A 24,900-nucleotide genomic window follows, 5' to 3' on the forward strand; every position below is an offset into this window, starting at 1 on the left:
TTCTAGTTTGATGTTTTTTCAACTTCATTAATCTTACTGTCAAGCACGAGAGTTACATGGTTTGATCTTTTTCTCAACCTGTAAGCCCTACCCTGCGGTGCTGTCTGGAGTCTTTTAAGTGAACGTCCGCCGTCGACATGAACCAGTTTTACGTACAGGTTGCTGTCTTCGACTCTGATACCTTCATTTTTCGACTGCCAGTTGGCAATAGCGGACAGGAGAAGCTTCTCCATTCTGCGAGATGCCTCCTGTGAACTGAACTTGAGGACATCAAGTGCTTTGTTAACTTCCATTCCGCTTATAAGATCTGTAACGAGTCTCATTTTCCGCGGAGAAGTCGGACAGTTTCTGAGGATCGCCTGATATCTGCTCTTGGCGGCCTCTTTTTTCTGGTCAGCTGTATTTCTTTTTCTTGCACCCATTTCTAAATGTTTTTCAATGTTTACATTACTTATTTATTACCAGAGTGACCCCTGAAAGTACGGGTAGGTGAAAATTCGCCTAATTTATGGCCTACCATGTTCTCGGTAATGTAAACGGGGATAAACTTGTTCCCGTTATGAACTGCTATAGTATGTCCTACAAAATCAGGTGAGATTACTGATCTTCTTGACCATGTCTTGACCACTGATTTCTTCTGTCCTGCATTCATTTCAACAACTCTTTTCTCAAGTTTGAAATCAATGAAAGGGCCTTTTTTAATTGATCTACTCATAATATATCAGTTATTTTTTCCTTCTTTCAATAATATGTTTTGCAGAGTACTTCTTCTTGTCTCTGGTCTTGAAACCTTTTGCAGGAATTCCCTTGCGTGATCTTGGATGTCCGCCGGAAGCTCTTCCTTCGCCACCACCCATCGGGTGATCAACCGGGTTCATAACAACACCTCTAACCCTTGGACGACGTCCCTGCCAGCGTGAACGGCCTGCCTTACCTGATCTCTCAAGGTTATGGTCGGCATTCGATACTGTACCAATAGTAGCACGGCAAGTTGTAAGGATCATTCTTGTTTCACCTGAAGGGAGTTTGATAGTAGCGTATTTACCATCGCGGGCAGAAAGCTGTGCATATGTTCCTGCGCTGCGGGCTATTGCTCCGCCTTTTCCTGGTTTCATCTCAATGTTATGAATGATAGTACCCATAGGTATATCACTCAGGAACAATGTATTTCCGATTTCAGGAGAAGCTTCTGCACCTGACATCAGAGTCTGACCGACCTGAAGCCCTGTAGGAGCTACAATATATCTCTTCTCACCATCTTTATAAACAACAAGTGCAATTCTTGAAGTACGATTAGGATCGTATTCAATTGTTTTCACTGTTGCAGGCATTCCATCTTTTTCCCTGAGGAAATCGATTACTCTGTACATCTTCTTGTGACCGCCTCCGATGTATCTCATAGTCCGTTTGCCGTTAACGTTCCTTCCTCCGGTTTTACTCAGCGGTCGAAGTAAGGATTTCTCCGGCGTAGCACTTGTGATTGTGTCAAAAGTGCTTGCGATTTTGTGTCGCTGACCTGGTGTTACAGGTTTGATCTTTCTGACTGCCATATAGGATATTAAATATTGCTATAGAAATCAATCTTGTTTCCTTCTGCAAGGGTAACTACAGCTTTCTTAGTTGCTGCTGTTTTTCCTATGAGAAGACCCGATTTTGTATTACGGGATTTTATTTTTCCGCCATAACGCATGGTGTTAACCGAGTCAACTGTAACAGAGTACAATTCTTCCACGGCCTTCTTAATCTGCAATTTATTAGCGTTTCTAGCAACGAGAAAACCATAGCGATTAAATTTATCGCCCTGGCTTGTCATTTTTTCCGTTACAATCGGTTTAAGCAAAATATTCATCACTCAAATTTTTCTAGTTATCAAAAGTTGCCTGCAAAACGTCAACTGCACTCTCCACCAGTATCAGAGTTGAAGCCTTCATTATCTTGTAAGTGCTTAATTCACTGGCAATTACAACTTCAACCCCTTGTACATTTCGGGATGACAAATATATATTATTATTTTGTTCCGGTAAAACAAATACTGATTTTTTATTTGTAAAATTCAGGTTTTTCCCCATATTGATGATTTCCTTTGTTTTAGGAGTCTCTAATGAGAAGTCTTCCAGTACAATAATATTATTTGTGGATGCCTTATAAGAAAGTGCTGATTTTCTGGCCAGTTGTTTAACCTTCTTGTTAAGTTTAAAACCATAGAATCTTGGTTTAGGACCGAAGATACGGCCTCCGCCGCGAAAGAGTGGGTTTCTGATATTACCTGCACGTGCAGTACCGGTACCTTTCTGTTTCTTTATCTTCCTGGTACTTCCAGCTACCTCACCACGCTCTTTGGCTTTATGAGTACCCTGCCTCTGATTGGCAAGAAACTGCTTTGTATCCAAATAAATGGCATGGTCGTTAGGTTCAATACCGAAAATTGAATCGTCAAGATTAACTTTCCTTCCGGTTTCCTTACCACTAGTATTAAGAATCGTTAATTCCATTATTTTGTAATTATTACGTAACCACCTTTTGGACCCGGGACTGATCCTTTTACTATAATTATATCGTTCTCGGCCATAAGTTTTACAACTTTAAGGTCCATCGACATCACCTTGTTTCCTCCGGTACGTCCGGCCATTCGCATGCCAGGCAATACTCTTGAAGGGAAAGATGAAGCTCCGAGTGATCCGGGTGCCCTGCCCCTGTTATGCTGTCCGTGGGTCTGTCCGCCAACACCGGCAAAGCCGTGACGTTTAACAACACCCTGGAAACCTTTTCCTTTTGACCATCCTCTTACATCGACTATTGAGTCGGCAGAGAAAAGCTCTGCTGTTAGTACTTCGCCTTCCTTACACTGATCAACACCGAAACCTGTGAATTCAACAAGTTTTCTTTTTGGTGTTGTATTGACCTTTTTGAAATGGCCCTGTTCAGCTTTTGTAGTATGCTTTTCCTTTTTATCTTCAAATCCTAACTGCACAGCAAAGTAGCCGTCTTTTTCCACTGTTTTAATCTGTGTAACAACACATGGACCGGCTTGCAGAACCGTACATGGAATATTCTTTCCATTTTCATCAAAAATGGATGTCATTCCTACCTTTTTTCCAATTAATCCCTGCATCTCTTTATTCCTTTACTGGTTTCACACTTTAATTTCTACTTCAACTCCGCTTGGAAGCTCAAGTTTCATCAGTGCATCGATTGTTTTAGGTGTTGAACTGTAAATGTCAAGCAACCTCTTGTACGATGAAAGCTGAAACTGTTCTCTTGCTTTCTTGTTAACAAACGGCGAACGAAGAACTGTATAAATCTTTTTGTGGGTAGGAAGCGGAATAGGACCGCTAACCACTGCACCAGTAGATTTTACTGTTTTTACGATCTTCTCGGCAGACTTATCCACCAGGTTGTGATCGTAAGATTTCAGTTTAATACGAATTTTCTGACTCATCTTTTAAAGAATTTTTCCTTTTGTAATTTCTACAATCTTGTTTGATATTTCTGCAGGTACCTTTTCGTAATGAGAGAACTCCATTGTTGAAGTTGCTCTTCCCGAGGTAAGGGTCCTAAGTACTGTAACATAACCGAATTTCTCGGCCAGAGGTACTTTTGCTTTAACAACCCTTGCGCCTGCTTTCGATTCCATACCTTCCACCCTGCCTCTTCTTCTGTTGAAATCGCCGATAACATCACCAACATATTCTTCAGGAGTAACAACTTCTGTAGACATAATTGGCTCGAGGATAACAGGATTGCATTTTGATGCGAATTTCCTGAAAGCCTGTTTGGCAGCAATCTCAAATGAAAGTGCATCAGAGTCAACCGGATGGTATGAACCGTCTTTGAGTACTACTTTAAGGTTATCGAGCGGGAAGCCTGCGAGCGGTCCGTTGACCATTGCTTCGCGGAATCCTTTTTCAATAGCAGGGATATACTCTTTTGGAATATGTCCGCCTTTAACCTCATTTACGAATTGAAGACCTCTTACACCTTCATCAGTCGGACCTAAGTCGAAAGTCATGTCGGCAAACTTACCGCGACCTCCTGACTGCTTCTTGAATACTTCGCGGAATTCCGCAACAGTTGTAATAGCCTCCTTGTACGCAACCTGTGGTGCTCCCTGGTTACATTCAACTTTAAATTCCCTCTTCAGACGGTCAACGAGAATCTCCAGATGCAGTTCACCCATACCGTGTATTACAGTCTGGCCGCTATCCGGATCAGTTCTGACCTGGAATGTAGGATCTTCTTCAGCAAGTTTATTGAGGGCCATTGACAGTTTATCAACGTCAGCCTGAGTTTTAGGCTCGATTGCCACACCAATAACCGGTTCCGGAAAATCCATTGTTTCTAGTAAGATCGGCTTGTTGATGGCACATAATGTATCGCCGGTCTTGAGATCTTTAAATCCAACACCTGCGCAAATATCGCCAGCCGAAATACTCTCTTTCGGATTCTGTTTGTTGGCATGCATCTGGAAAAGACGGTTTATACGTTCTCTTTTTCCTGTGCGCACATTTAATACTGTATCGCCTGCTTTAAGTGTTCCTGAATAAATTCTGAGGAAAGCAAGACGACCAACAAAAGGATCTGTAGCTATTTTAAATGCGAGAGCTGCCAATGGAGCTTCATCGTCAGGCTCGCGTGTAATCTCTTCATCATTTCTGGGATCGATACCTGTTACAAAGCCTTTGTCAACAGGACTCGGAAGATAAGCGATAACAGAATCAAGAAGACTCTGAACACCTTTATTTTTGAAAGCCGCACCGCAGATAACAGGGATTGCCACACCACTGATAGCTGTTTTACGCAGAGCAGTCATTATCTCCTCTTCAGTAATTGATTCGTGATCTTCAAGATATCTTTCAAGAAGTGTATCGTCTACACCGGCAACAACTTCAATAAGCTTGCCTCTCCACTCCTCGGCTTCCTCTTTCATATTCTGAGGAATATCTTCTATCTGGAAGCTTGTAGCGCTGTTCTCATCATTATAATAAACGGTTGCCTTCATTGTAATAAGGTCGATAAACCCTTTGAAGTTCTCCTCTGCACCTATCGGAATTTGTATAGGTACCGGATTAGCTCCGAGTTTTTCCTGGATCTGCTGGACAACACTGAAGAAATCAGCACCTGCACGGTCCATCTTATTAATAAATGCAATCCTTGGTACAACATACTTATTTGCTTGTCTCCATACTGTTTCAGACTGCGGCTCAACACCACCAACAGCACAGAAAACTGCAACAGCACCGTCGAGTACTCTTAATGATCTTTCAACTTCCACTGTAAAATCAACGTGACCGGGAGTGTCAATTATATTAATCTTATAATCATCACCCCTGTATTTCCAGTAAGTTGTTGTAGCGGCAGATGTAATTGTTATTCCTCTCTCCTGCTCCTGAACCATCCAGTCCATCGTTGCATTACCGTCATGTACCTCACCCATACGATGGGTACGACCAGTATAAAACAGAACACGTTCTGTAGTTGTGGTCTTACCGGCATCAATGTGAGCCATGATTCCGATGTTTCTTGTATATTTCAGGTTCTTATCCATCTACTCTGTTCCTTCTGCCTCTTTATTCAATTAAAACCGGAAATGAGCAAAAGCCTTATTAGCTTCAGCCATCCTGTGAGTATCTTCTTTCTTCTTATATGCACCGCCTTCAAGCTTGTAAGCTGCCATAAGTTCTGCGGCAAGCCTCTCAGCCATCGAATGACCGGTTCTCTTTCGTGCGAATGATATCATATTTTTCATGCTGATAGCCACTTTCCTGTCGGTTCTGATCTCCATCGGCACCTGGAAAGTTGCACCACCAACCCTGCGGGCTTTAACCTCAACCTGCGGGGTTACATTATCAAGAGCCTGCTTGAAGATTTCAAGCGGAGTCTTGCCTTCGCTTTTAAACTTATCTCCGACTATATCAAGTGAGTCGTAGAAAATCTTAAAAGCAAGATTCTTTTTACCACTGAACATAAGATTATTCACAAACCTTGTTACATACGGATCTTTGTATTTTGGATCCGGTAACAGAATCCTCTTCTTTGGTCTTGACTTTCTCATTATCTTATACCTTTAACTGTTACTTCTTAGGCCTTTTGGCACCATATTTTGATCTTCTCTGAGTACGGCCATCAACTCCTGATGTGTCGAGCGCACCACGCACAAGGTGGTAACGAACGCCCGGAAGGTCTTTAACCCTGCCACCCCTTATCAGTACGATAGAGTGTTCCTGGAGATTGTGACCTTCTCCCGGAATATAGGCGTTAACTTCCTTCTGGTTGGTAAGCCTTACCCTGGCTACCTTCCTCATTGCTGAATTAGGTTTCTTTGGTGTTGTGGTATAAACACGCACGCATACTCCCCGCCTCTGTGGGCATGAATCCAATGCAGGTGCTTTACTTTTATCTACCAGTTTTTTCCTGCCTTTTCTTACTAATTGCTGAATTGTCGGCATATATCCAATTTATTTTAGCATTAATTTTACTCAAAAAAATGGTTTGCAAAGGTATTGTTTTTATTTCTTAATTCACAAACAAGTTTGGAATTTTTTTTAAAACAATCCATTACGCATGTTTCACACACCTGATTACAGCCAATACTCAGGTATTAGAGCATGATCAAAAACAATATATCTTACTTAAAAATGTAAGTTATTAACAGGTTCCTTCCCGACCTTTCCCTGCGAAAAACGTTTTGTAAACTTACGATGAAAGAAAAACCGGTACTCCTGTATTTCAAAAAACTGGTGCAAAGGAAATAAAAAATTTCGAATTATCACCTCTTTCCTATGCTGTTTTTAAAAAATTATTATTTTTGTCCCTCCTCACTTTGATATATAATAAATAAGTATAACATATAATCTACAGAAAAATATGAAAACATATCAGGCGGACCAGGTTAAAAACATTGCACTGCTGGGTAACTCCGAATCAGGTAAAACCACTCTTGCAGAGGCAATGCTTTTTAACGGAGGTGTAATTGAAAGAAGAGGTACTATCGAAGGAAAAAACACAGTTTCTGATTATCGTCCGATCGAACACGAAAATGGAAACTCATTATTCTCAACTGTACTTTATACCGAATTTCTGAATAGTAAGATAAACATTTTAGACACACCGGGTCTTGATGATTTCAGCGGGGGGGTTATCTCTTCACTCTTCGCTTCAGATTGTGCTGTTATGACAATCAACGTTCAGAATGGTGTTGAAGTTGGTACTGAGATCCATTTCAGACATACTGAAAAAGATAACAAACCGGTAATACTTGTGGTAAACGGGCTCGATCACGAAAAAGCCAACTACGAGAAAGCAATAGAGATGCTTAAGGAACGCCTGAGTTCAAATATTGTGATTGTACAATATCCTGTAAATGAAGGAGTAGGATTCAATTCAGTAATTGATGTTTTCAAAATGAAGATGCTCCGTTATGCAAAAGACGGCGGCAAAGCTGAAATACTTGATATTCCAGCAGATCAGGCTGACAAAGCAGCTGAACTGCATGGAGTGCTTGTTGAAAAGGCAGCTGAAAGTGACGAAGCACTTATGGAGCTTTTCTTTACAAATGATACTCTCACAGAGGATGAAATAAAGAAAGGCATATCAAAAGGTATTGCAAAAAGAGGTTTGTTTCCTGTTCTATGTATCTCAGCAAAACACAACATTGGTGTAGATCGTCTGATGGAGTTTATAATAAATGAAGCCCCGTCAATCGCAGATATGCCTGCACAGAAAAACAACAAGGGAGCCGAAATAAAACCAAATCCTGCCGGAGCAGCCTCAGTTTATGTCTTCAAATCATCAATTGAAGAGCATATCGGTGAGATCAACTATTTCAGGGTATTCTCAGGTAAGATTACTGAGAACCTTGATGTTGTCAACTCAAACAACGGTTCAAAAGAAAGACTTTCACAGTTATATGTCTGCGCAGGCAAGAACAGAACAAGGGTTCCTGAACTTAATGTTGGTGATATAGGTGCTTTTGTTAAACTGAAGAACACAAAAACCGGACATACCTTAAGTGTTCCTGGAAATGACTGGAAATTTGAAGGTGTTAAGTTTCCTGAGCCAAAATACCGGACTGCCATTAAGGCTCAGAGTGAGAGTGATGATGAGAAACTTGGTGAAGCACTGAATAAGATACACCTTGAAGATCCGACAATCATAATTGAATACTCAAAAGAACTAAAACAGATTATAGTTCATGGCCAGGGTGAATACCATCTTAATATTATGAAGTGGCACCTTGATAATATATATAAGATACATACGAACTTCAATGCACCCAAAATTCCTTATCGCGAGACAATTACGAAATCGGCGGCAGCTGATTACCGTCACAGGAAACAATCAGGAGGTGCAGGCCAGTTTGGTGAGGTACATATGATTATTGAACCATTTGAAGAGGGTTCAAAAGAAGTCACAATGCAGAAGATCAATGGCAAAGAGATAAAAATATCAGTACGCGACAAGGAGGAGATAACACTTCCGTGGGGAGGTAAACTTGTTTATGTCAATAGTATTGTTGGTGGAGCTATTGATGCACGTTTTATGCCTGCTATACTTAAAGGTATTATGGAAAAAATGGAGATCGGTCCGCTTACTGGTTCATATGCCCGCGATATCAGGGTATATGTTTATGATGGTAAGATGCACCCGGTTGACTCAAACGAAATATCTTTCCGTCTGGCCGGAAGAAATGCATTCAGTCAGGCATTTAAAATTGCCGGACCGAAGATCCTTGAACCGGTTTATGATGTTGAGATCTTTGTTCCATCAGACCGTATGGGTGATGTTATAAGCGACCTTCAGGGCCGTCGCGGAATGGTTCTGGGTATGGCAAGCGAAAAACGCTTTGAAGTCATAAAGGCGAAAGTACCTCTCGCAGAAATGAACAAGTATTCAACTGCTTTAAGTTCAATTACAGGCGGTCGCGCGATGTACACAATGAAATTCGCTGAATATGCACAGGTTCCGGGCGATGTTCAGGATGCTGTTATCAAAGCTTACTCAGCTGAAGAGGATGAAGAATAATATGTAAGGAAGGGTCGCGACCCTACACTACAACATATTTTATATCGAAAAGGCTGCCCACATCGGACAGCCTTTTCTTTTGCATAGTTTAGGTTCAGGTAAAGCGTTTATATACTATTATATTATTTGCTAAAATGAAAAACCGACAACAATAAATAACTGTTCTCTGTCGGGATTAACAATTATCTGTCCAAGAACCGGAATTGAGAAAGTGTCTGAAAGCTTGATCTCTTTAGATGTGCTTAAACCTACGTTACACAGGTCAAATTCACCGTCTTTGGTATGCCATCCGTTACCGCCACCTGCAAAAAGGCTGAAACTGGTAAAAGCATAACCTGCCTGAAAGTACATGTCGCCACCAGCCGAGGCTGCACCACCAGCTTCATTAATTATATAGTTGGCGCTAAGTGAAAGTCCTCCTTTTGTAAAACCTGAGTTAATCTCTATCGCCTGGCTTCCCGTAGCTTCTGAGAAATCGAACAATTCAAGTCCGGGATAGTAATAATCTGTTATTCCCAAACTCAATCCAAAGGGAAATGCAAAAGAAACATATGGATCTGCTTCTGCATACCCGCTTGCATCAAATGCCCCCCAAACACCTGCTGTAAATCCTCCGTTGATGTATTTTACACTGGGTTGGACAGATGGTCCTTTACCAAACTTGGTTCCCCTGAATATATAATTAGAGTAGAGATCTGCACCGGCAGTGAATTTAGACTTTTGAATGGTTTCCTGTGCCTGAACTCCGATTGAGGAACAAATCAACATCATAACCAACCCCATAAAAAACATCTTTTTCTTTTCCATTTTCTTAAATTTTAAATTATTAATAAAACTTCGATGCAAATATAGTCTTTTTTTATTTAGACCCTATTTAAATTAGGGTACAATATCTATTTTATATCTTTTTTTGCTTTTATACCCCTTTCTCAAGGGGGGTACATCGTCTTATTTTATATTATTTTCAACTCATACCCCCTTTTTTCAAACTTATTCATATTCAACTGTTGCTTTTTTTGTATAAATAACTGTTGATGTACACCTTATAAAGATAAAAAAAGGCTGACACTAATGTCAGCCTTTAAAAAAGCAGATTGGTAACCCTATACCATCTTGAGTATATCCCAGACAAATGCTTTGATACCTACTTCTTCATTTATAGCATCTATCCTTTTTACTTTATCAAGGACTGTATCAACAATATCATCCTCAACTATAGTAAGGACGCTCTTGTTTATTTCAGGCCAGGTATGTGTTCCCATGTGAGGTACACCGGTATTACTACCCCTCCCCTGTACATTCTCCCAAAGGGTATAACCTTTAATCCCAAGCTTATCAAGCATATATTCAACCTTTTCGGTATGAGCCTGATTATATATTATCATTATTGCTTTCATAATCAATTATTTATAATTATCAATTATTGTTTTTTGTCCCCATCGCCATTCATGAAATCAAAATGAGAATAGACAGCTAGGTTCTTATTTCGTTCCCCGTGCTTTGAAAATATAGCATAAATAACAGGAACGAGGACAAGTGTTACAACTGTTGAGAATACTAGTCCGCCGATAACAGCTACACCCATGGGGCTCCATAGTTCTGAACCCGAGCCTGTACTAAGCGCCAGAGGGAACATACCAAGTATAGTTGTTGCAGAGGTCATAATTACCGGTCTGAGTCGTGAACGGCCTGAAATCGCAATTGCTTCATAGAGTTCATAGCCTCTTTCACGCATTAGGTTAATGAAATCGACAAGTACGATAGCATTTTTAACAACTATACCAATCAACATCACTGCTCCGATACCGGAAATTACACTAAGAGCAGTATCGGATACAAACAGTGCAATTGCCACTCCCGAGAATGCAAACGGTATTGAGAACATGATAATGAAAGGCATCTTTAAAGATTCAAATTGTGAAGCCATAATAAGGTATACCAGGACAAGGCTTATTAGGATCAGCATGGCTATATCCATAAAAGCATCCATCTGTTCTTTAATTGCACCTGAGATCTGTACCATAACTCCAGCGGGTTTAACTGTTTCGTCGATTGCTTTCTGAACATCCACCTGAAGGTCAGTTAATGATCTTTTAAATGGAGTAAATGACACCCTTACTATTCGTTCTTTTCGTTTACGCTCTATACTTGGCGGAGACCAGAACTCTTTTATTTCTGCAATCTCACCTAGTCTGACAATCTGACCCATCGGATTAGTAATGCCAATATTTTCTATATCCGTAATAGTACTTGTGGCATCTCTTTTAAATCTTACGACAACATCGTACTCGTCACCAAACTGACGGAGTCTGGTTGCAGTCATACCATCAACCCTGTTCTTAACAGCCATAGAAGCCATCGCCGTATTAAGCCCATTAGCGGCCATCTTGTTCTGATCAAATACTATCTGGAGTTCAGGTTTGGATTTATCACGGCTGATTGTAACATCCTTTGCCCCTGGAATATTTCTGATTTTTTCTGCAAGTTCTTCAGCAACAAGGTTAGTCTCAGATATGTTGTAACCATATATTTCAACATCCACTGTGCTTCCTCCGAAGCTTCCCATGTTATCAGTTGTGCTTACAGTAAAGTCAACAACTTCAGGCATTTTAGCCAGATCAGCCCTCAATTCATCCGCAAGGTCAAAACTGGATTTGCTTCTCTCTTCGATTGGAACAAGACTCAGACTGTATGTAATCTTATGGCTTCCACCTCCTGAAAAAATTGATGCGAATCCTCCCTGATCGTCCGAACCTGTTGCAGTTGAGATAATCTGAACCTCCGGATATTTGGTCTTAAGCAATTGATCTATTTTTTCTGATGTAATCAGAGTCTGACTAACTCTTGTACCAGTCTGAAGCTCAATTGTTGCAGATAAACGTGATTCATCGGCCTGTGGAAAGAATTCAGTTTTTATAACACTGAATAGGCTCATAGAGGCAATAAAAATTATCAGAGACAGAATGGAAACCATAGTCTTATGGCGAAGTGACCACCTGAGTGTTTTTTCATAAAAGTGGTCGAGTTTATCCAGACCTTTTCTGATACTTCCGTCATATGTCCAGAATTTTGCATTTTTATTAATGGGATACCATTTAAGTAAAAGAGCACTTAAAGTCGGGGTAAGAGTAATAGCAGCAAAAACAGATGTAACGATTGTAATTGTAACGATCATACCCAGCTGTTTGAAGAGTACTCCTGTAAGACCGGTAACAAATGTTAACGGGAAGAAAACTGCCACTACTGTTAATGTTGTAACGATAACAGCAAGCCATACCTCATTTGTTGCATAAATAGCAGCTTCCCTGGGCTGGCTTCCCCGTTCAATGTGTTTTGTTATATTCTCAAGAACCACAATAGCATCATCCACCACCATACCGATCGCTATTGACAATGATGTAAGTGAGATAATATTAATAGATGCATCAGTTACAAAAAGGTAAATAAATGCTACAATTAGTGAAATCGGAATTGTAAGAATAATTATAAATGTAGCCCTCCATCTGCCAAGGAAGAATAAGACCACCAGGATCACAAATATAGCAGCATACATCAGGGTCTCTGAAAGGTTGCTTATTGAGTCCTTTATAAATGTTGCACTGTCGAAGAGCTTCTCAATTTTAACATCCGGAGGAAGTTCCTTCTTAAGGATTTCAAGGTTTTTTTCTATCTCCCTGGTTACCTTTACAGTATTACCACCCGATTGTTTCTGAACAAACATCGACATTCCCTTGGCACCATTAATCTTTGTATCAAACTTCGATTCACGGATAGTATCCCTTACTTCGGCTATATCTTTAAGGTATACACTGGCGCCATTGAAGTTGCTGACAACAATATTCTTAACCACATCACTCTCGGGAAATTCGCCCTGAATACGCAAGGGATAATCGGTTTCACCCATCTCAACATAACCTGCGGGCAAATTCATATTCTCTGCCCTGAGGATATTTCCGATCTGTTCAATGGTCAGATTATAAGCCTCCATTTTCCTTGGATCAACATCAATATAGACTTTTCTTCCGGGCACTCCGGTTAATGCAACCGATCCTACTCCTTCAATCCTGTTGAGGGGGTTAACAATCTTTTCATCAAGGATTTTTTCAAGTCCGGCATAACTCTCATCAGCAGTTATAGCATAAAATATTATTGGCATCATGCTTGTACTGAACTTAATAATGGCCGGCTTCTCACAATCCTCGGGGAGAGCTCTCTCGACAAAACCAAGGCTGCTCCTGATGTCGTTGGAGGCTTCATCGAGATTCGTACCATACTCAAAGTTCATGAAGACGATTGAAGTTCCGTCACTTGAAGTTGATGTTATTTCCTTCAACTTGCTTACTGAGTTTAAAGTGTTTTCAATTGGCCTGGTAACATTTGACTCAATATCAGATGCACTTGCCCCCGGATAGGTGGTCATTACAACTACGAATGGAAGTTCCATTTCGGGATAAAGATCAACCGGAAGCTGAACCAGGGAATAGAGACCCATTACCATCAGACCGACAAATATCAGGATGGTAGTTACAGGTCGTTTTACAGAAGTACTATATATACTCATATTGTTATATTATTTATCTATTTTACTATTTCAATCTTATCGTCATTGATAAGTCTTGATTGTCCTTCAATTACCAGTTTACTGCCCTCTTTGAGCGTTTCAGAGATTATCTCAAGCTTATCGTCAAATCTCTTACCTATTAAGACCTCAATCCGCCTGGCAATATTATTCTCCGCCACAAATACATATCTGATGTTTGTTCCTTCCTGGACAAGAACATTGGAAGCAGGGACAACAAAGGTTTCAACCTCACCGAGATCCATTGATACTCTTACAAACATTCCAGGTTTCAGAAGGTCATTTTTATTAGGAAGCTCTACTTCTGCAATGAATGCCCTCGTACCGGAATTCACTGTCGGGGCAACACGAAAAACCTTTCCTTCAAATAACTCATTTTCATAAACATCCGCTGTAACTTCAGCCTTCAAACCTCTTTTTATTAAAGGATAGTACTGTTCCGAAATATTAACATTAATTTTCAAAGGGTTAACCTGCATTACTGTTACAATTGCAGATCTGCCTGTTGCAGTTGTCGGGGCTCCTGAGTACATCTCTCCATTTTCAAAATATTTTCCGGTTATAACTCCGGAGAATGGTGCCTTCATAAGAGTATTTTCCTCCATGAAGTCAACATTTGTTTTTGTAACGTCATACTGCGTCTTGAGCTGATCGTATTGCTGTTGCTTTGCACTTCCGGATCTTAAAAGAGTATCAAGTCTTGAAAGGTCTTTGGCCAGGCTGCTAAGCTGAAGTTTAAGCTGATAAAGCTGTGTCCTGTCCATCAGGAAAAGATCATCGCCTTTATTTACCCTGTCTCCTACTTCAACATAGATCTTATCTACCCTGCCCGGAGTTGAAGGGGCCATATTTACCTCCTCGAATGGTAGTATTGTAGCTGTATAATCAATTGTCCTGGCAATCCTAGTCTTCGCCAGTACAGCTACTTTTACAGGGATAGCAGCTTTTTCAGCAACAGCTGTTGAATCACCTGCAGGAGCAGCAGCATTGTTAGTTTTTGCAGAGCAGCCAGCAAGTAACAGCCCGCTGATCAGTATTACCGGAAGTGTTCTTAAGTATTTCATTCGTGTGTAATTTTATTTTTGTTTTTGTTTAATTCTATATTTCTACCTTTTTCAGTTCTTCTACATATTATTCAGAAGCTTATCAAGTGCAAGCTTAGTCTGCAGCAAATTCATCAGGGCAGACACATAGTTGTTCTCCGCCTGAAGATAAAGTGAGTTAGACTGTGTCAGCTCCAAACTGGATGCCATACCCTGCTTGAATTTGTTTTCAGTACTGGTATAAACTCTTTTCGATACATCAACATTTGCCTTCTGGCTTTTATATTGAAGATTCGCATTTACAAGGTTGTAGCGAAGCTGTTTCTCCTGCAGAAGAAGCTGCTCAGTTACCATCTCTTTTGTATTACGGGCTTTATCGAGACTAATCTGTGCCTTTTTAATTTTGGTATATCTCTGTCCGCTTGCAAAAATTGGAACAGATAGCTGAAGTCCTGTCATAGAGTTTGGAAACCATTGAAGCTCAGACACTTTGTCACCCATTCCATTAGTACCATAATTATAAAATCCGGCTAATGTTGGTAATACGGCAGCTTTCTGAGTCTTAAGCATGAGTGACGACATCTGTTCTGCTCCCTCAATAAGCTTATAGTTGACATTCTGATTAATATCAAATGCCTGTGAAAGCAGCGTCTCCACATTGATATCAGATGTCAGGCTCTCAAGTGTCTCAGTCAGGCTGATTTTTGTCGTGGCAGGCACTCCCAGCTGAAATCTTAACAGATTATAATTAAGTTCGATTGTTCTCTGAAGCGAGCTGCGCGAATTTTCAATCATAGTCAGATTTGATGTCATCTGGTCAACATCTGTCGATTCAGCCATCCCTGCTGAGAACATTGCCTTAGTAGACTTGAGGGTTTCATTGAGGTTGGCAATATTACCTTCAAGAATCTGAAGTGATTTTTCCGTAACAAGAATAAGGTAATAAGCCGTACTCACAGATTCCTTTGTATCAAGCTCTGATTTTTCGAGGTTTTGCTGACTCAATTTCCCGGCCAGTTTTGATGACTCTATACCTATTAATAAAGGTGCATTAAAAAGGAGCAGGCTTGCCTGTATAGTTGCACTTGAATTAAACTGCGATCCGAAGGTAACAGGAACCTTTACCCCGGGCTGTCCGAAAAAATCTCCCGGCAGAAGGGTTGTCATCAGCTTTAGATTATCTGCAAATGAAGCTGAAGCACTAACCTCAGGCAATGCGGCAGAAATTGTTTCCCATACAGCTCTTTTAGATTCCGCAACTTCCATCCGGGCTGAGATTACCATCTTATTATTTTGTAATGCATAATCCTGAGCTTCCTTGAGAGATAATTTTAATTCACTGTTTTCTGACTGAGAAAAAGCGAGATTCCCTGTCAGAAAGAAAAGCATGATAATTGCTTGTAATTGTTTGTTTTTCATGTTTATAAATTGTTTTCTGTTATTCTCTATTATTCTATTGATTATTTAAATCTTTTGTTCCAGTACACCTATAAGTTCAAGACCTTTTGCTGTTGATATCCCCCTCAGGTAATTGATGAAAATATTTTTGATTACATCCCGTCGTGAAAAAAGATCAAAAGGGTATAATTGCTCATCCATTATTGTGCTGCCCAGATTATAAAGACACCTGTTAGCCAGATCAGGATTAATATCTTCCCTGAAAAGTTTTTCCTTTATCCCCCTCTCAATCACCTGCTGATTATTCCTGTAATCAGGCATGTCACACTTATCTGCTTTCTTCATAAGAACATCATGGTGATATTTTTTCAGGTCGGCCTGAAATGCAGGACTCATATTCTGAAGGTATTCCCTGTTTATTTCAAGCATCCTGAAAATTGCAACAATGGAATTCTCAGATTCATCGAGGATCTTTTTCACCAAATCCCTCTGACGCTTGGCCATCCATTTCAACACTCCTATCAAAAGTTCGTCCTTATCAGAAAAGATTTCGTAAATAGTTCTCTTGGACATGCCAAGATGATTTGCCAGGAAATCCATGGTTACTGACCTCATCCCGTAAGTCTTGAACAACTCTGCAGCGCCTTCTATTATTCTATCTCTGTTATCCATGCATTTTTAAAATAAACGATGCAAAAATGTGAAAACTTTATTAGTTTACAAAGTTTTATTGGTTAAATTACCGTAAAATTTAGCTGAAAGGGTAAAATCGACCGGTGAATGACGAATTCAATGTGGAAATGTTGCATTAAAAACAATTCATCTTAATTTTATAGTCAAATTACTTTCGACAGACATGAAATACAAACAAACAATTTTTCAGGTTGATGCTTTCACAACCCGCCCATTTAAGGGGAATCCGGCAGCAGTCTGTATTCTGGAGAATGAACCGGAAAAGGAATGGATGCAAAATATAGCAATGGAAATGAATCTCTCTGAAACTGCATTTGTTTTCCCGGGAAAAGATTGCAGAAATATCAGGTTCCATTCTCCCGAAGCTGAAATACCTTTATGCGGACATGCTACTCTCTCCGCATCACATATTTTATATGAAACGGGGCAGGTAAAAACTGGTGAAGAAATTAAATTCTCTTCAAAAGCAGGTGAGCTGGTAATCAGAAAGGACGGCGACTGGATAATAATGAATTTCCCGGCATATCACCTGAGGGCAATGGAAATAACAAATGAATTTGAAACACTGACAGGAATAAGACCAATTGAACTGCACCGGACAGACCATGGCTGGACTTTTGCTCTCTTAAAAGATGAATCTGAAGTTAAAAATATGATGCCTGATTTTGCCGGAATGAAAGATTCGGTTTTCGGTGACCTTATTGTAACTGCACCTTCATCTGATAAGAACTTCGACTTCTGTGTGAGATGTTTCGCTCCGGCACTAGGCATTAATGAAGATCCTGTAACCGGTTCTGCACATTGCGCACTTGTTCCATTCTGGGTGGAAAAAACAGGAAAGAAAGATTTTCTTTCCCATCAGGTTTCGAAACGTGAAGGGATCCTTAAGGTATCATTAAAGAATGACCGGGTTGAAATATCAGGTCAGGCTCTAACTATTATGAAAGGAGAACTATTTGTATAATATTAGGATTACACCTCTGTGGACCTCTGTGACTACTCTGTGACTACTCTGTGGATCTCTGTGTCAGTTCTTCAGAAAAACATTACACAGAGGAGTTCAGGAGAAGACACAGAGTGACACAGAGGAAAAGACAAAAGACAAAAGACAAAAGACAAAAGTAAAAAACAAAACTATGGAAAAGAAGTATGATCCCGAATCGAGAATTATTGAGTTAGGTCTTGTTTTACCGCCAACTCCAAAACCTGCAGGCGTTTACAAACCTGTTCTGGTAATTGATAAATTCCTGTATGTCTCAGGTCAGGGACCTATAAACACCGATGGCACACTGATGAAAGGGAAAGTGGGTGCTGACCTCGATACCGCTGAAGGAAAGCTTGCAGCAAGACAGGTCGGACTGACGATGTTATCGACTATAAAAACTCATTTCGGAGATTTAAAAAAGATAAAGCGTATCGTTAAAGTTCTCGGTATGGTTAACTGTGCACCTACATTCGAACAACAACCTGCAGTGATCAACGGATTCAGCGAATTGATGGCAGAAGTTTTCGGGGAGGATAATGGCGTTGGGGTAAGAAGTGCGGTTGGAATGACACTCCCGTCAAATATTGCGGTAGAAATTGAAGCTATGTTTGAACTCTATTAGAATTGAAATGAACGAATCTGTGACCATAAATGATCGCTGGTATGAGGTCGAAAACGTGACCGAAGTCTACTCCCCGGCCCTTTTGGTATACCCCGACAGGATTGAGGAGAACATACGCAGAATGATAAAAATTGCCAAAGGGGCAAAACACCTCCGGCCACATGTAAAGACTCATAAGATGGCTGAGGTTGTTATGCTTCAGATGAAACACGGAATTACCAAATTCAAGTGCGCAACTATCTCTGAAGCAGAGATGGTTGCAAAATGCGGAGCTCCTGATATACTACTGGCAATGCAACCTGTGGGTCCAAACCTTGAAAGATTTTTTAAGCTTAAACAAACATTCGAAAACATAAAAATATCCTGTATTGCTGACAATGGCGAGACTATTATACAGCTTTCTGATATGGCCAGAAAAACCGGACTTGAAACTCACGTCTGGGTCGATATCAATGTGGGGATGAACAGGACCGGTGTCATTCCCGGTGAAAAAACAATCAGATTATTTAACAGGATCGTTGATTCGCCAATGCTTGTGGCAGAGGGTCTTCACGTTTACGACGGACATATTCATGAACCAGACCCGGCTAAACGCAAACTGATTTGTGACGAGGCATTTTCTCCGATTGAAAGCATGATAGAAGAGCTTAAGCATGAAGGGATTACTCCAGTTAAAATTATTGCAGGAGGAACACCCTCCTTTCCTTTACATGCCCAGAGAAAAGGTGTTGAACTTAGTCCGGGTACAATACTTCTATGGGATTATGGTTACAGTACATCCTTCACCGACATGGATTTTCTACATGCTGCAATACTGCTTACACGAATAGTAAGCAAACCTGCAAAAGAACTCTTATGTCTTGATCTTGGCCACAAGGCTTTGGCTTCAGAAATGGCACAGCCGAGAGTTAAACTACTGGGACTCAAAAGCTATTCAGTAGTTGGTCATAATGAAGAACATATGGTTATAAAAACAAATGAGGCTGATAAGTTTAATATAGGGGACCATTTGTATGGTATTCCATGGCATATATGCCCGACCGTAGACAGACATGAAAATGTAACAATTGTTACAAATAATCGTGCTGTAGGACAATGGATTGTTGCCGCGAGAAAAAGAAAAATAACTATTTGATCTAAGAGGATTCATATGCATAAAAAACAATTAATATTTGATGCTCACCTCGACCTTTCGATGAATGCACTGGAATGGAACCGCGATCTCAGATGGACTGTGGAGGAGATCCGTAAAAGCGAGGAAGGTATGAATGATAAACCCGACAGGGCAAAGGGGACTGTAAGTCTGCCCTCATTGCGCGAGGGAAACATCGGTATTTGTGTCGCCACTCAGATAGGAAGATATGTTAAGAGAGGCAACAGACTTCCCGGATGGAATTCGCCGGAACAGGCATGGGCACAAACCCAGGGCCAGCTTGCCTGGTACAAAACAATGGAAGAATCAGGTGAAATGGTCCAAATAGCAACTAAGGGAGAGCTTAAGAAACATCTTCAGACATGGAAAAACCCAAAACCTGATTCACCTATAGGATATGTGCTGAGTCTCGAAGGAGCTGATTCCCTCGTTTCGGTCGGGCATCTCGAAAAAGCCTTTAATTATGGATTAAGAGCAATCGGTCCTGCTCACTATGGACCAGGCACTTATGCACAGGGTACTGACTCCACAGGTGGATTCAGTAACAAGGGCCGCGAGCTCATTAAAGAGATTGAAAGACTTGGTATTATTATGGATGCCACACATTTATCAGAAGATAGCTTCCGTGAAATGCTGAAAATCTTTAAAGGTCCGGTTTGGGCAAGCCATAATAACTGCAGGGCGTTCGTTGAGCACAACAGGCAGTTTTCTGATGACCAGATAAAGGAGCTGATAAGTCGCGGGGCAGTAATAGGTGTGGCCCTCGATGCCTGGATGATGGTGCCGGGATGGATAAGGGGAAAATCGGATCCGGTTATGATGAATGTATCACTTAAGCAGATGGTTGATAACATTGACCATATCTGCCAGCTTGCCGGAAACTCTTTATATGCAGGCATCGGATCGGATCTCGATGGTGCTTTCGGAAAAGAACAGTGCCCATATGACCTTGACACTATTGCCGATCTTCAGAAGGTTCCGGCGATGCTGAAAAATATTGGATATTCGGAAGATGATATTCATAATATAATGAGCTTTAACTTTATACACTTCCTTGAAAAAAATCTCCCTTCTTAATAACTAAACATTTTTCTGAAACAGTTGTTATCCTTAAAAATTAGTTTTATGGATATGCAAAATGCTTTTCAGAACCTTAACTGGCTGGCAATTACTGTTGCAGCAGTAAGTGCTTTTATTCTCGGTGGATTATGGTATTCACCCGTTATGTTTGCAAAGAGATGGATGAAAGAGACTGGTATTACTGAAGAATCAACAAAGAATACCAACATGGTGAAGCTTTTCGGATTTGCTTTCCTCCTTTCATTCATTGCCGCTTTTTTCCTTGCAATGTTCATCGGATCTGATGCCGGTGCTTCCTTTGGCGCACTTGCCGGATTCATGGCTGGTTTTGGTTGGGTATTTACCTTTATAGGAATAAGCTATCTTTTTGAATCAAGATCACTTGCCCATTTCCTGATAAACGCTTGTTACAGTGTAATCAGTCTTACCATCATGGGATTAATTATCGGGGTGTGGCAGTGAAAGGCGTAATGGCGCAAAGGCGTTGTGCCTTTACGCCTTTGAGCCCCTACCTATACAGGTAGAAAAAGCCCCTGTATTCTTCACCGTTCCAATCAATATCATCCCAGCCATAGCCACGAACAAGATAAAAATATATGCCGGGAGCTGCTTTTATTGATGAGTTATTGATATTCCCATCCCAACCCTGCCATGTTCTAAGAGCCTCCCCCTCACCGAAAAAGCTATATACCTTAATTCCGCTCCTGCTGAATATCTCTACACTGATACGACGAAGAGAGGTTTTTTTAACCATGAAGTAGTCGTTCAGGCCATCTCCATTAGGTGTAAAAACATTAGGGACTTCAAGATCTGACGGATCAACTACAATCTTATCAAACCTCATAGAGTCAATGCAATGAAGAGGACTTTCAATTGTAAGTTTAACAGAGTACTCCCCTGGTTTGTAATAGATATGCGGGTCGGGATTTTTCAGATCTGATATACTGTCTTTTCCATCACCAAATTCCCATTTGTAAATATCACCCCTTATCGACTTGTCTGTAAAAGAGACTTCAAGTGGAGCTTCACCTTTATCGGGATCAACAGAAAACTCCGCCTTAACATGAATTGATTCATAGAAGAATGATGACTCACTTATGCATCCGAAGCTGTCGCTTACATGAAGTTTATATGTTACGTCAACCAGTGGCGGCAGAAATGTCTGCGGATTAATCTCAAAGTCGGGAAATGGGATCGATGATATTGGATCAGAGGTCCAGAGAAACTTTACCTTATTGGGTAGTTTAATTGAAATGCCGTTTGCAGGATCTCTGTAATAAAAGGTATCGATAGCCGCCTTCCCCTTAAGTGCAACATAATCGCAGGTTCTGTTCTGAAGCTGAGCAAGAGAGAATGGTTTATCTATATGAATCCAGCCTGTTAATGTCCCGCTATATCCGCCACTAACAGTAACCCTGTAGCCTCCTTCATCAAGATTTGTCAGTGATGATGTAAATACTCCAGTTTCAGTCTTTATAAATTCACTAAAACTTTTGGTAATATCGCTCCACTTGTTCCAGGTAAAATTGAATGGTCCGGTTCCGCCAGGACTATTTGCTGTAAGTGCGCCCTGTTGTGTTCCGGAAGTATTGCAATAGATAAATACAGGATCGTTGGCTGTTGGAGCTGAAGGATACGAAGAATACCTTATTGCACTCATCCCGGGCGCAGAAAGCTGTGCTTCAGAAAGAACAGGTAGTATTAATGCAATGATCAGAAAAAAATAACGCACTGGTAATCAATTCTTAGTAAGAAAAACGAAATCTCCCAACCTTTGGTATATTCTTCTGCAAGTATAATAAAAACCTGTAAATTTCTGATATATCTGTCTTGAGGATGAGGTAAAGATCCGTTTATTCATACTTTAAAACAGCTGATGCTATGCAATCATTACCGGCAATAAATCTGATCCACCGTGCCTGAAATGCTGCAGGAAACTCAAATCTGTAAGTTTCTCCCGGATTCACAACGACTTCGCTATACTTCATCCAATGTCCGTTTCCTACCGGATCTGCCTCAATCCGGAATTTTACCTTTTCTCCGGAATGATGAGATAACTGAAGTCTCCTTTTATCATAGAATCCAATAAGATATGCATCAGACGGAATCCCTGACTTTACTATGGTATTGTACCAGGGACCTCCCTCTCCGGTTGGTTTTCCCATCAGCCATAAGTCGTCAATCGTTCCGGCCCAGACGGCTGCTTTTCCATCAACAGATCTGACGATATGATTATTCACCTCATTATTATTAATATCTATTCCTGTCATTATAAGCATACCCCGGTATGATGCATAATCGTGGATCCTGAAATTATGAGAAGAGACAGGTCTTATCTTCGCGAATCCGTCAGCATTTTCAGCAGGCAACTCGTAGAATGTACCCGAGCAGTTGAAAAGGTCACGTTCAGTAGCAACCTCACGGCAAATGCGTAACAATGAATTATTTGTAAGATTGGTGAATTCTCTCTTCCCTTTTGGCAATCGCCAGCGTCTTCCCTGGTCATCATCAATAACAACCGATGCACTGTCGATTGTAACCACATTATGCGGAATTGATACTTTATCGCGTATCAGTCTGGCTGCCTCAGCATTCTCCTTTTTTTCAAGATTCATGAGTGAATCAAGCTCATAATAACCTGATTCAGTGAATGAACTGTCAGAGAGTGTCCCTGACAGGACACCAAGCTTATGACTATTTCCGCCCATGCCCCAGATCAATCCGCCTGTTGAAGATAGCTTTTCTGCATCAGTAAGTCCGTTAAAAATTAAAGCGGGAATATCTGACCTGGAATCACTTCCTGAAAACCAGAACTGTGCAGTTACTTTTGTCGGTCTGTCGGCGAATAGCCTTATCCATTCACCTTTATCAGCAGCTTCAAACGGTACTAATAAAGATTCATCTGGCTTTATGCTTATCTTCCTCAACGACTTCCATGTGTCTGACCCATTTAAATCGGTTTCAAGAGTGAAATTAACAGTCTGTTTCCCTTCATTCTTCAGCCATAATGATCTGTGTTCCCAGCCGCCGAAGATAAATGGCTCTGAATATTCATCAGCCTTTATATTCTCTGAAACCCACACTGCGCCTTCTGCAGTTGTCGGACCAAGCTGACCAGGCTTATCGGGTGAGATAAACCACAGATTAGAATTTGACTGACCCGGACCTTCAATAGTTCCTTTTTCCCCGCGCTTATTCAGGAATTCTTTATTTGCTGAATCGTCGCAGCCAAAAACCAGGAGATTGTTCCAACGGCAAAAGTCACCGATAACTTTCAGGAATGCCGACATAGGACGAATACCTGAACTATTTGCAGATGTGAAGGTTGCAGGAAATCTCCAGAACATTCCGTGCATTGTCATAAGATAGAAAGGATTGCCAGGTATTCCGATATCCCTTATCCGTGGCCACTCAGTGTTCCAGCCATGGGCACCATCGTAACTGTGACTTGCTTTGGGGAGCCTGTAGAATCGCCATCCCTTAATATCACGTACCCCCACAAGCAGTGATTTATGATCCCAGCCGGTAACCCAGATGGGATCGGCAGCAGGATCAGGATTTCCATAAATTCCTCCAGGACCTGTTACTTCCACAAACTGATTGCGTCTTACAATATTCCACTCTTTACCATCCCACTCATTCAATGATCCTGATTCTATATCAAATTGGGTCTGAGCCTTGTCTGATAATTCTCCGTTATTAGAATAAATAAGAACCCCCTGTCCGGAGTAAACACCTTTCCCATGAGCTCCCTTTAAAAGTGAAAGGGGAAACTGTGCTGTAGGATTATCACTTTCAGATTTCACATTCCCGTCCCTGAAGAGACAGCTTACCGCAAGAGAATTAACATCAACTTCATACAAACCCTCCTCCATGGTGGCATAATATATTTTGCCGGAAGGATCAGTAAGATGCCGGGCATTACCGGTCAGCCTGCCGGGCATAACCGATGGAGAGATGACTCTTACATTTTTTTCTTTATCAATAACATACGGGCCTATGAACAACTGATTGCTTTCCTTATGTATCATCCTGTTGGCAGGCGTCCCTCCAACACTCTCTGAGCGAATCTGCCTGACAAAATCCTCAGAGATTTCATAAAGTTTATCCGACGAGCCAAAGGGAAGATGAGGTCCGTAGGTAATTACCCACAGCTTGCCGGCCCATGGAACAACAGCTCCTGTACCGCATTCGCCTTCATTATTATAATAAGCAAGATGAGGATAAATTCCGCTGAAACTCACGGGAGTTTCCGGACTATTCTTCTTACTGCAGCCTGAAAATATAAGTGAAGCAGCAATTATCAATCCATAGATTTGTCTCATA

General features: G+C 40.9%; 24 protein-coding genes. 6 read left to right on the forward strand and 18 right to left on the reverse strand.

The window, feature by feature from the left end; all coding sequences use genetic code 11:
• Window positions 1-2: 2 nt before the first annotated feature.
• From rplV to IPJ16_04845, 10 genes are read right to left on the reverse strand one after another with little or no spacing between them, the layout of a single operon-like run.
• Window positions 3-422 carry a 50S ribosomal protein L22 gene (rplV, locus tag IPJ16_04800; GenBank protein MBK7626508.1) on the reverse strand — a complete coding sequence of 140 codons (420 nt, stop codon included), beginning with the start codon at window positions 420-422 and terminating at the stop codon, window positions 3-5.
• Window positions 423-451: 29 nt separating this feature from the next.
• Window positions 452-715 (reverse strand): 30S ribosomal protein S19, encoded by a 264-nt coding sequence (rpsS, locus tag IPJ16_04805; GenBank protein MBK7626509.1) that lies wholly within the window; start codon window positions 713-715, stop codon window positions 452-454.
• A 10-nt stretch (window positions 716-725) separates the two neighbouring features.
• On the reverse strand, window positions 726-1,550 hold the full coding sequence (gene rplB, locus IPJ16_04810) for a 50S ribosomal protein L2 (protein MBK7626510.1): 825 nt from the start codon (window positions 1,548-1,550) through the stop codon (window positions 726-728).
• 8 nt (window positions 1,551-1,558) lie between these two features.
• The gene (rplW, locus tag IPJ16_04815; protein MBK7626511.1) at window positions 1,559-1,849 is read right to left on the reverse strand and encodes a 50S ribosomal protein L23; all 291 of its coding nucleotides are present in this window, start codon (window positions 1,847-1,849) and stop codon (window positions 1,559-1,561) included.
• A 13-nt stretch (window positions 1,850-1,862) separates the two neighbouring features.
• A complete protein-coding gene (gene rplD, locus IPJ16_04820) occupies window positions 1,863-2,492 on the reverse strand; it encodes a 50S ribosomal protein L4 (protein ID MBK7626512.1) in 630 nt (209 codons plus the stop codon).
• Window positions 2,492-3,112, reverse strand: coding sequence for a 50S ribosomal protein L3 (gene rplC / locus IPJ16_04825; GenBank protein MBK7626513.1), 621 nt, complete (start codon window positions 3,110-3,112; stop codon window positions 2,492-2,494). Before rplC ends, rplD begins: the two co-directional genes overlap by 1 nt.
• 21 nt (window positions 3,113-3,133) lie before the next feature.
• Complete coding sequence (rpsJ, locus tag IPJ16_04830) at window positions 3,134-3,439, reverse strand: 30S ribosomal protein S10 (protein MBK7626514.1); 306 nt, start codon at window positions 3,437-3,439, stop codon at window positions 3,134-3,136.
• Between the two features lie 3 nt (window positions 3,440-3,442).
• Window positions 3,443-5,545 carry an elongation factor G gene (gene fusA, locus IPJ16_04835; protein ID MBK7626515.1) on the reverse strand — a complete coding sequence of 701 codons (2,103 nt, stop codon included), beginning with the start codon at window positions 5,543-5,545 and terminating at the stop codon, window positions 3,443-3,445.
• Between the two features lie 30 nt (window positions 5,546-5,575).
• The gene (gene rpsG / locus IPJ16_04840; GenBank protein ID MBK7626516.1) at window positions 5,576-6,052 is read right to left on the reverse strand and encodes a 30S ribosomal protein S7; all 477 of its coding nucleotides are present in this window, start codon (window positions 6,050-6,052) and stop codon (window positions 5,576-5,578) included.
• Between the two features lie 19 nt (window positions 6,053-6,071).
• Window positions 6,072-6,446, reverse strand: coding sequence for a 30S ribosomal protein S12 (locus IPJ16_04845; GenBank protein ID MBK7626517.1), 375 nt, complete (start codon window positions 6,444-6,446; stop codon window positions 6,072-6,074).
• Window positions 6,447-6,864: 418 nt separating this feature from the next.
• Here IPJ16_04845 and IPJ16_04850 point away from each other — a divergent pair, with 418 nt between their 5' ends.
• Window positions 6,865-9,021: an elongation factor G gene (locus IPJ16_04850; protein MBK7626518.1), complete on the forward strand. Its 2,157-nt coding sequence runs from the start codon at window positions 6,865-6,867 to the stop codon at window positions 9,019-9,021.
• Between the two features lie 129 nt (window positions 9,022-9,150).
• Here IPJ16_04850 and IPJ16_04855 read toward each other — a convergent pair whose 3' ends face one another.
• The 6 genes from IPJ16_04855 to IPJ16_04880 all read right to left on the reverse strand — a co-directional run bounded on the left by IPJ16_04855 (window position 9,151) and on the right by IPJ16_04880 (window position 16,713).
• Window positions 9,151-9,828: a hypothetical protein gene (locus tag IPJ16_04855; protein ID MBK7626519.1), complete on the reverse strand. Its 678-nt coding sequence runs from the start codon at window positions 9,826-9,828 to the stop codon at window positions 9,151-9,153.
• Window positions 9,829-10,124: 296 nt separating this feature from the next.
• Complete coding sequence (locus IPJ16_04860; protein ID MBK7626520.1) at window positions 10,125-10,418, reverse strand: hypothetical protein; 294 nt, start codon at window positions 10,416-10,418, stop codon at window positions 10,125-10,127.
• Between the two features lie 23 nt (window positions 10,419-10,441).
• Window positions 10,442-13,582: an efflux RND transporter permease subunit gene (locus tag IPJ16_04865; protein ID MBK7626521.1), complete on the reverse strand. Its 3,141-nt coding sequence runs from the start codon at window positions 13,580-13,582 to the stop codon at window positions 10,442-10,444.
• Between the two features lie 17 nt (window positions 13,583-13,599).
• Complete coding sequence (locus IPJ16_04870; protein ID MBK7626522.1) at window positions 13,600-14,664, reverse strand: efflux RND transporter periplasmic adaptor subunit; 1,065 nt, start codon at window positions 14,662-14,664, stop codon at window positions 13,600-13,602.
• A gap of 60 nt (window positions 14,665-14,724) precedes the next feature.
• On the reverse strand, window positions 14,725-16,062 hold the full coding sequence (locus IPJ16_04875) for a TolC family protein (GenBank protein MBK7626523.1): 1,338 nt from the start codon (window positions 16,060-16,062) through the stop codon (window positions 14,725-14,727).
• Between the two features lie 45 nt (window positions 16,063-16,107).
• The gene (locus IPJ16_04880) at window positions 16,108-16,713 is read right to left on the reverse strand and encodes a TetR/AcrR family transcriptional regulator (GenBank protein ID MBK7626524.1); all 606 of its coding nucleotides are present in this window, start codon (window positions 16,711-16,713) and stop codon (window positions 16,108-16,110) included.
• Between the two features lie 184 nt (window positions 16,714-16,897).
• Here IPJ16_04880 and IPJ16_04885 point away from each other — a divergent pair, with 184 nt between their 5' ends.
• From IPJ16_04885 to IPJ16_04905, 5 genes are all read left to right on the forward strand, one after another.
• The gene (locus IPJ16_04885) at window positions 16,898-17,698 is read left to right on the forward strand and encodes a PhzF family phenazine biosynthesis protein (protein MBK7626525.1); all 801 of its coding nucleotides are present in this window, start codon (window positions 16,898-16,900) and stop codon (window positions 17,696-17,698) included.
• 172 nt (window positions 17,699-17,870) lie between these two features.
• Window positions 17,871-18,341, forward strand: a complete 471-nt coding sequence (locus tag IPJ16_04890; GenBank protein MBK7626526.1) for a RidA family protein — start codon at window positions 17,871-17,873, stop codon at window positions 18,339-18,341.
• A gap of 7 nt (window positions 18,342-18,348) precedes the next feature.
• Window positions 18,349-19,476: a D-TA family PLP-dependent enzyme gene (locus IPJ16_04895; GenBank protein ID MBK7626527.1), complete on the forward strand. Its 1,128-nt coding sequence runs from the start codon at window positions 18,349-18,351 to the stop codon at window positions 19,474-19,476.
• 15 nt (window positions 19,477-19,491) lie between these two features.
• Window positions 19,492-20,571, forward strand: coding sequence for a membrane dipeptidase (locus tag IPJ16_04900; GenBank protein MBK7626528.1), 1,080 nt, complete (start codon window positions 19,492-19,494; stop codon window positions 20,569-20,571).
• Window positions 20,572-20,619: 48 nt separating this feature from the next.
• Window positions 20,620-21,036, forward strand: coding sequence for a DUF1761 domain-containing protein (locus IPJ16_04905; protein ID MBK7626529.1), 417 nt, complete (start codon window positions 20,620-20,622; stop codon window positions 21,034-21,036).
• Window positions 21,037-21,082: 46 nt separating this feature from the next.
• Here IPJ16_04905 and IPJ16_04910 read toward each other — a convergent pair whose 3' ends face one another.
• Window positions 21,083-22,306 carry a gliding motility-associated C-terminal domain-containing protein gene (locus tag IPJ16_04910; GenBank protein ID MBK7626530.1) on the reverse strand — a complete coding sequence of 408 codons (1,224 nt, stop codon included), beginning with the start codon at window positions 22,304-22,306 and terminating at the stop codon, window positions 21,083-21,085.
• A gap of 121 nt (window positions 22,307-22,427) precedes the next feature.
• Window positions 22,428-24,899, reverse strand: a complete 2,472-nt coding sequence (locus tag IPJ16_04915) for a hypothetical protein (GenBank protein ID MBK7626531.1) — start codon at window positions 24,897-24,899, stop codon at window positions 22,428-22,430.
• Between the last annotated feature and the right edge of the window lies 1 nt (window position 24,900).

The organism is Bacteroidales bacterium (assembly GCA_016709865.1).
Classification (GTDB): domain Bacteria; phylum Bacteroidota; class Bacteroidia; order Bacteroidales; family VadinHA17; genus LD21.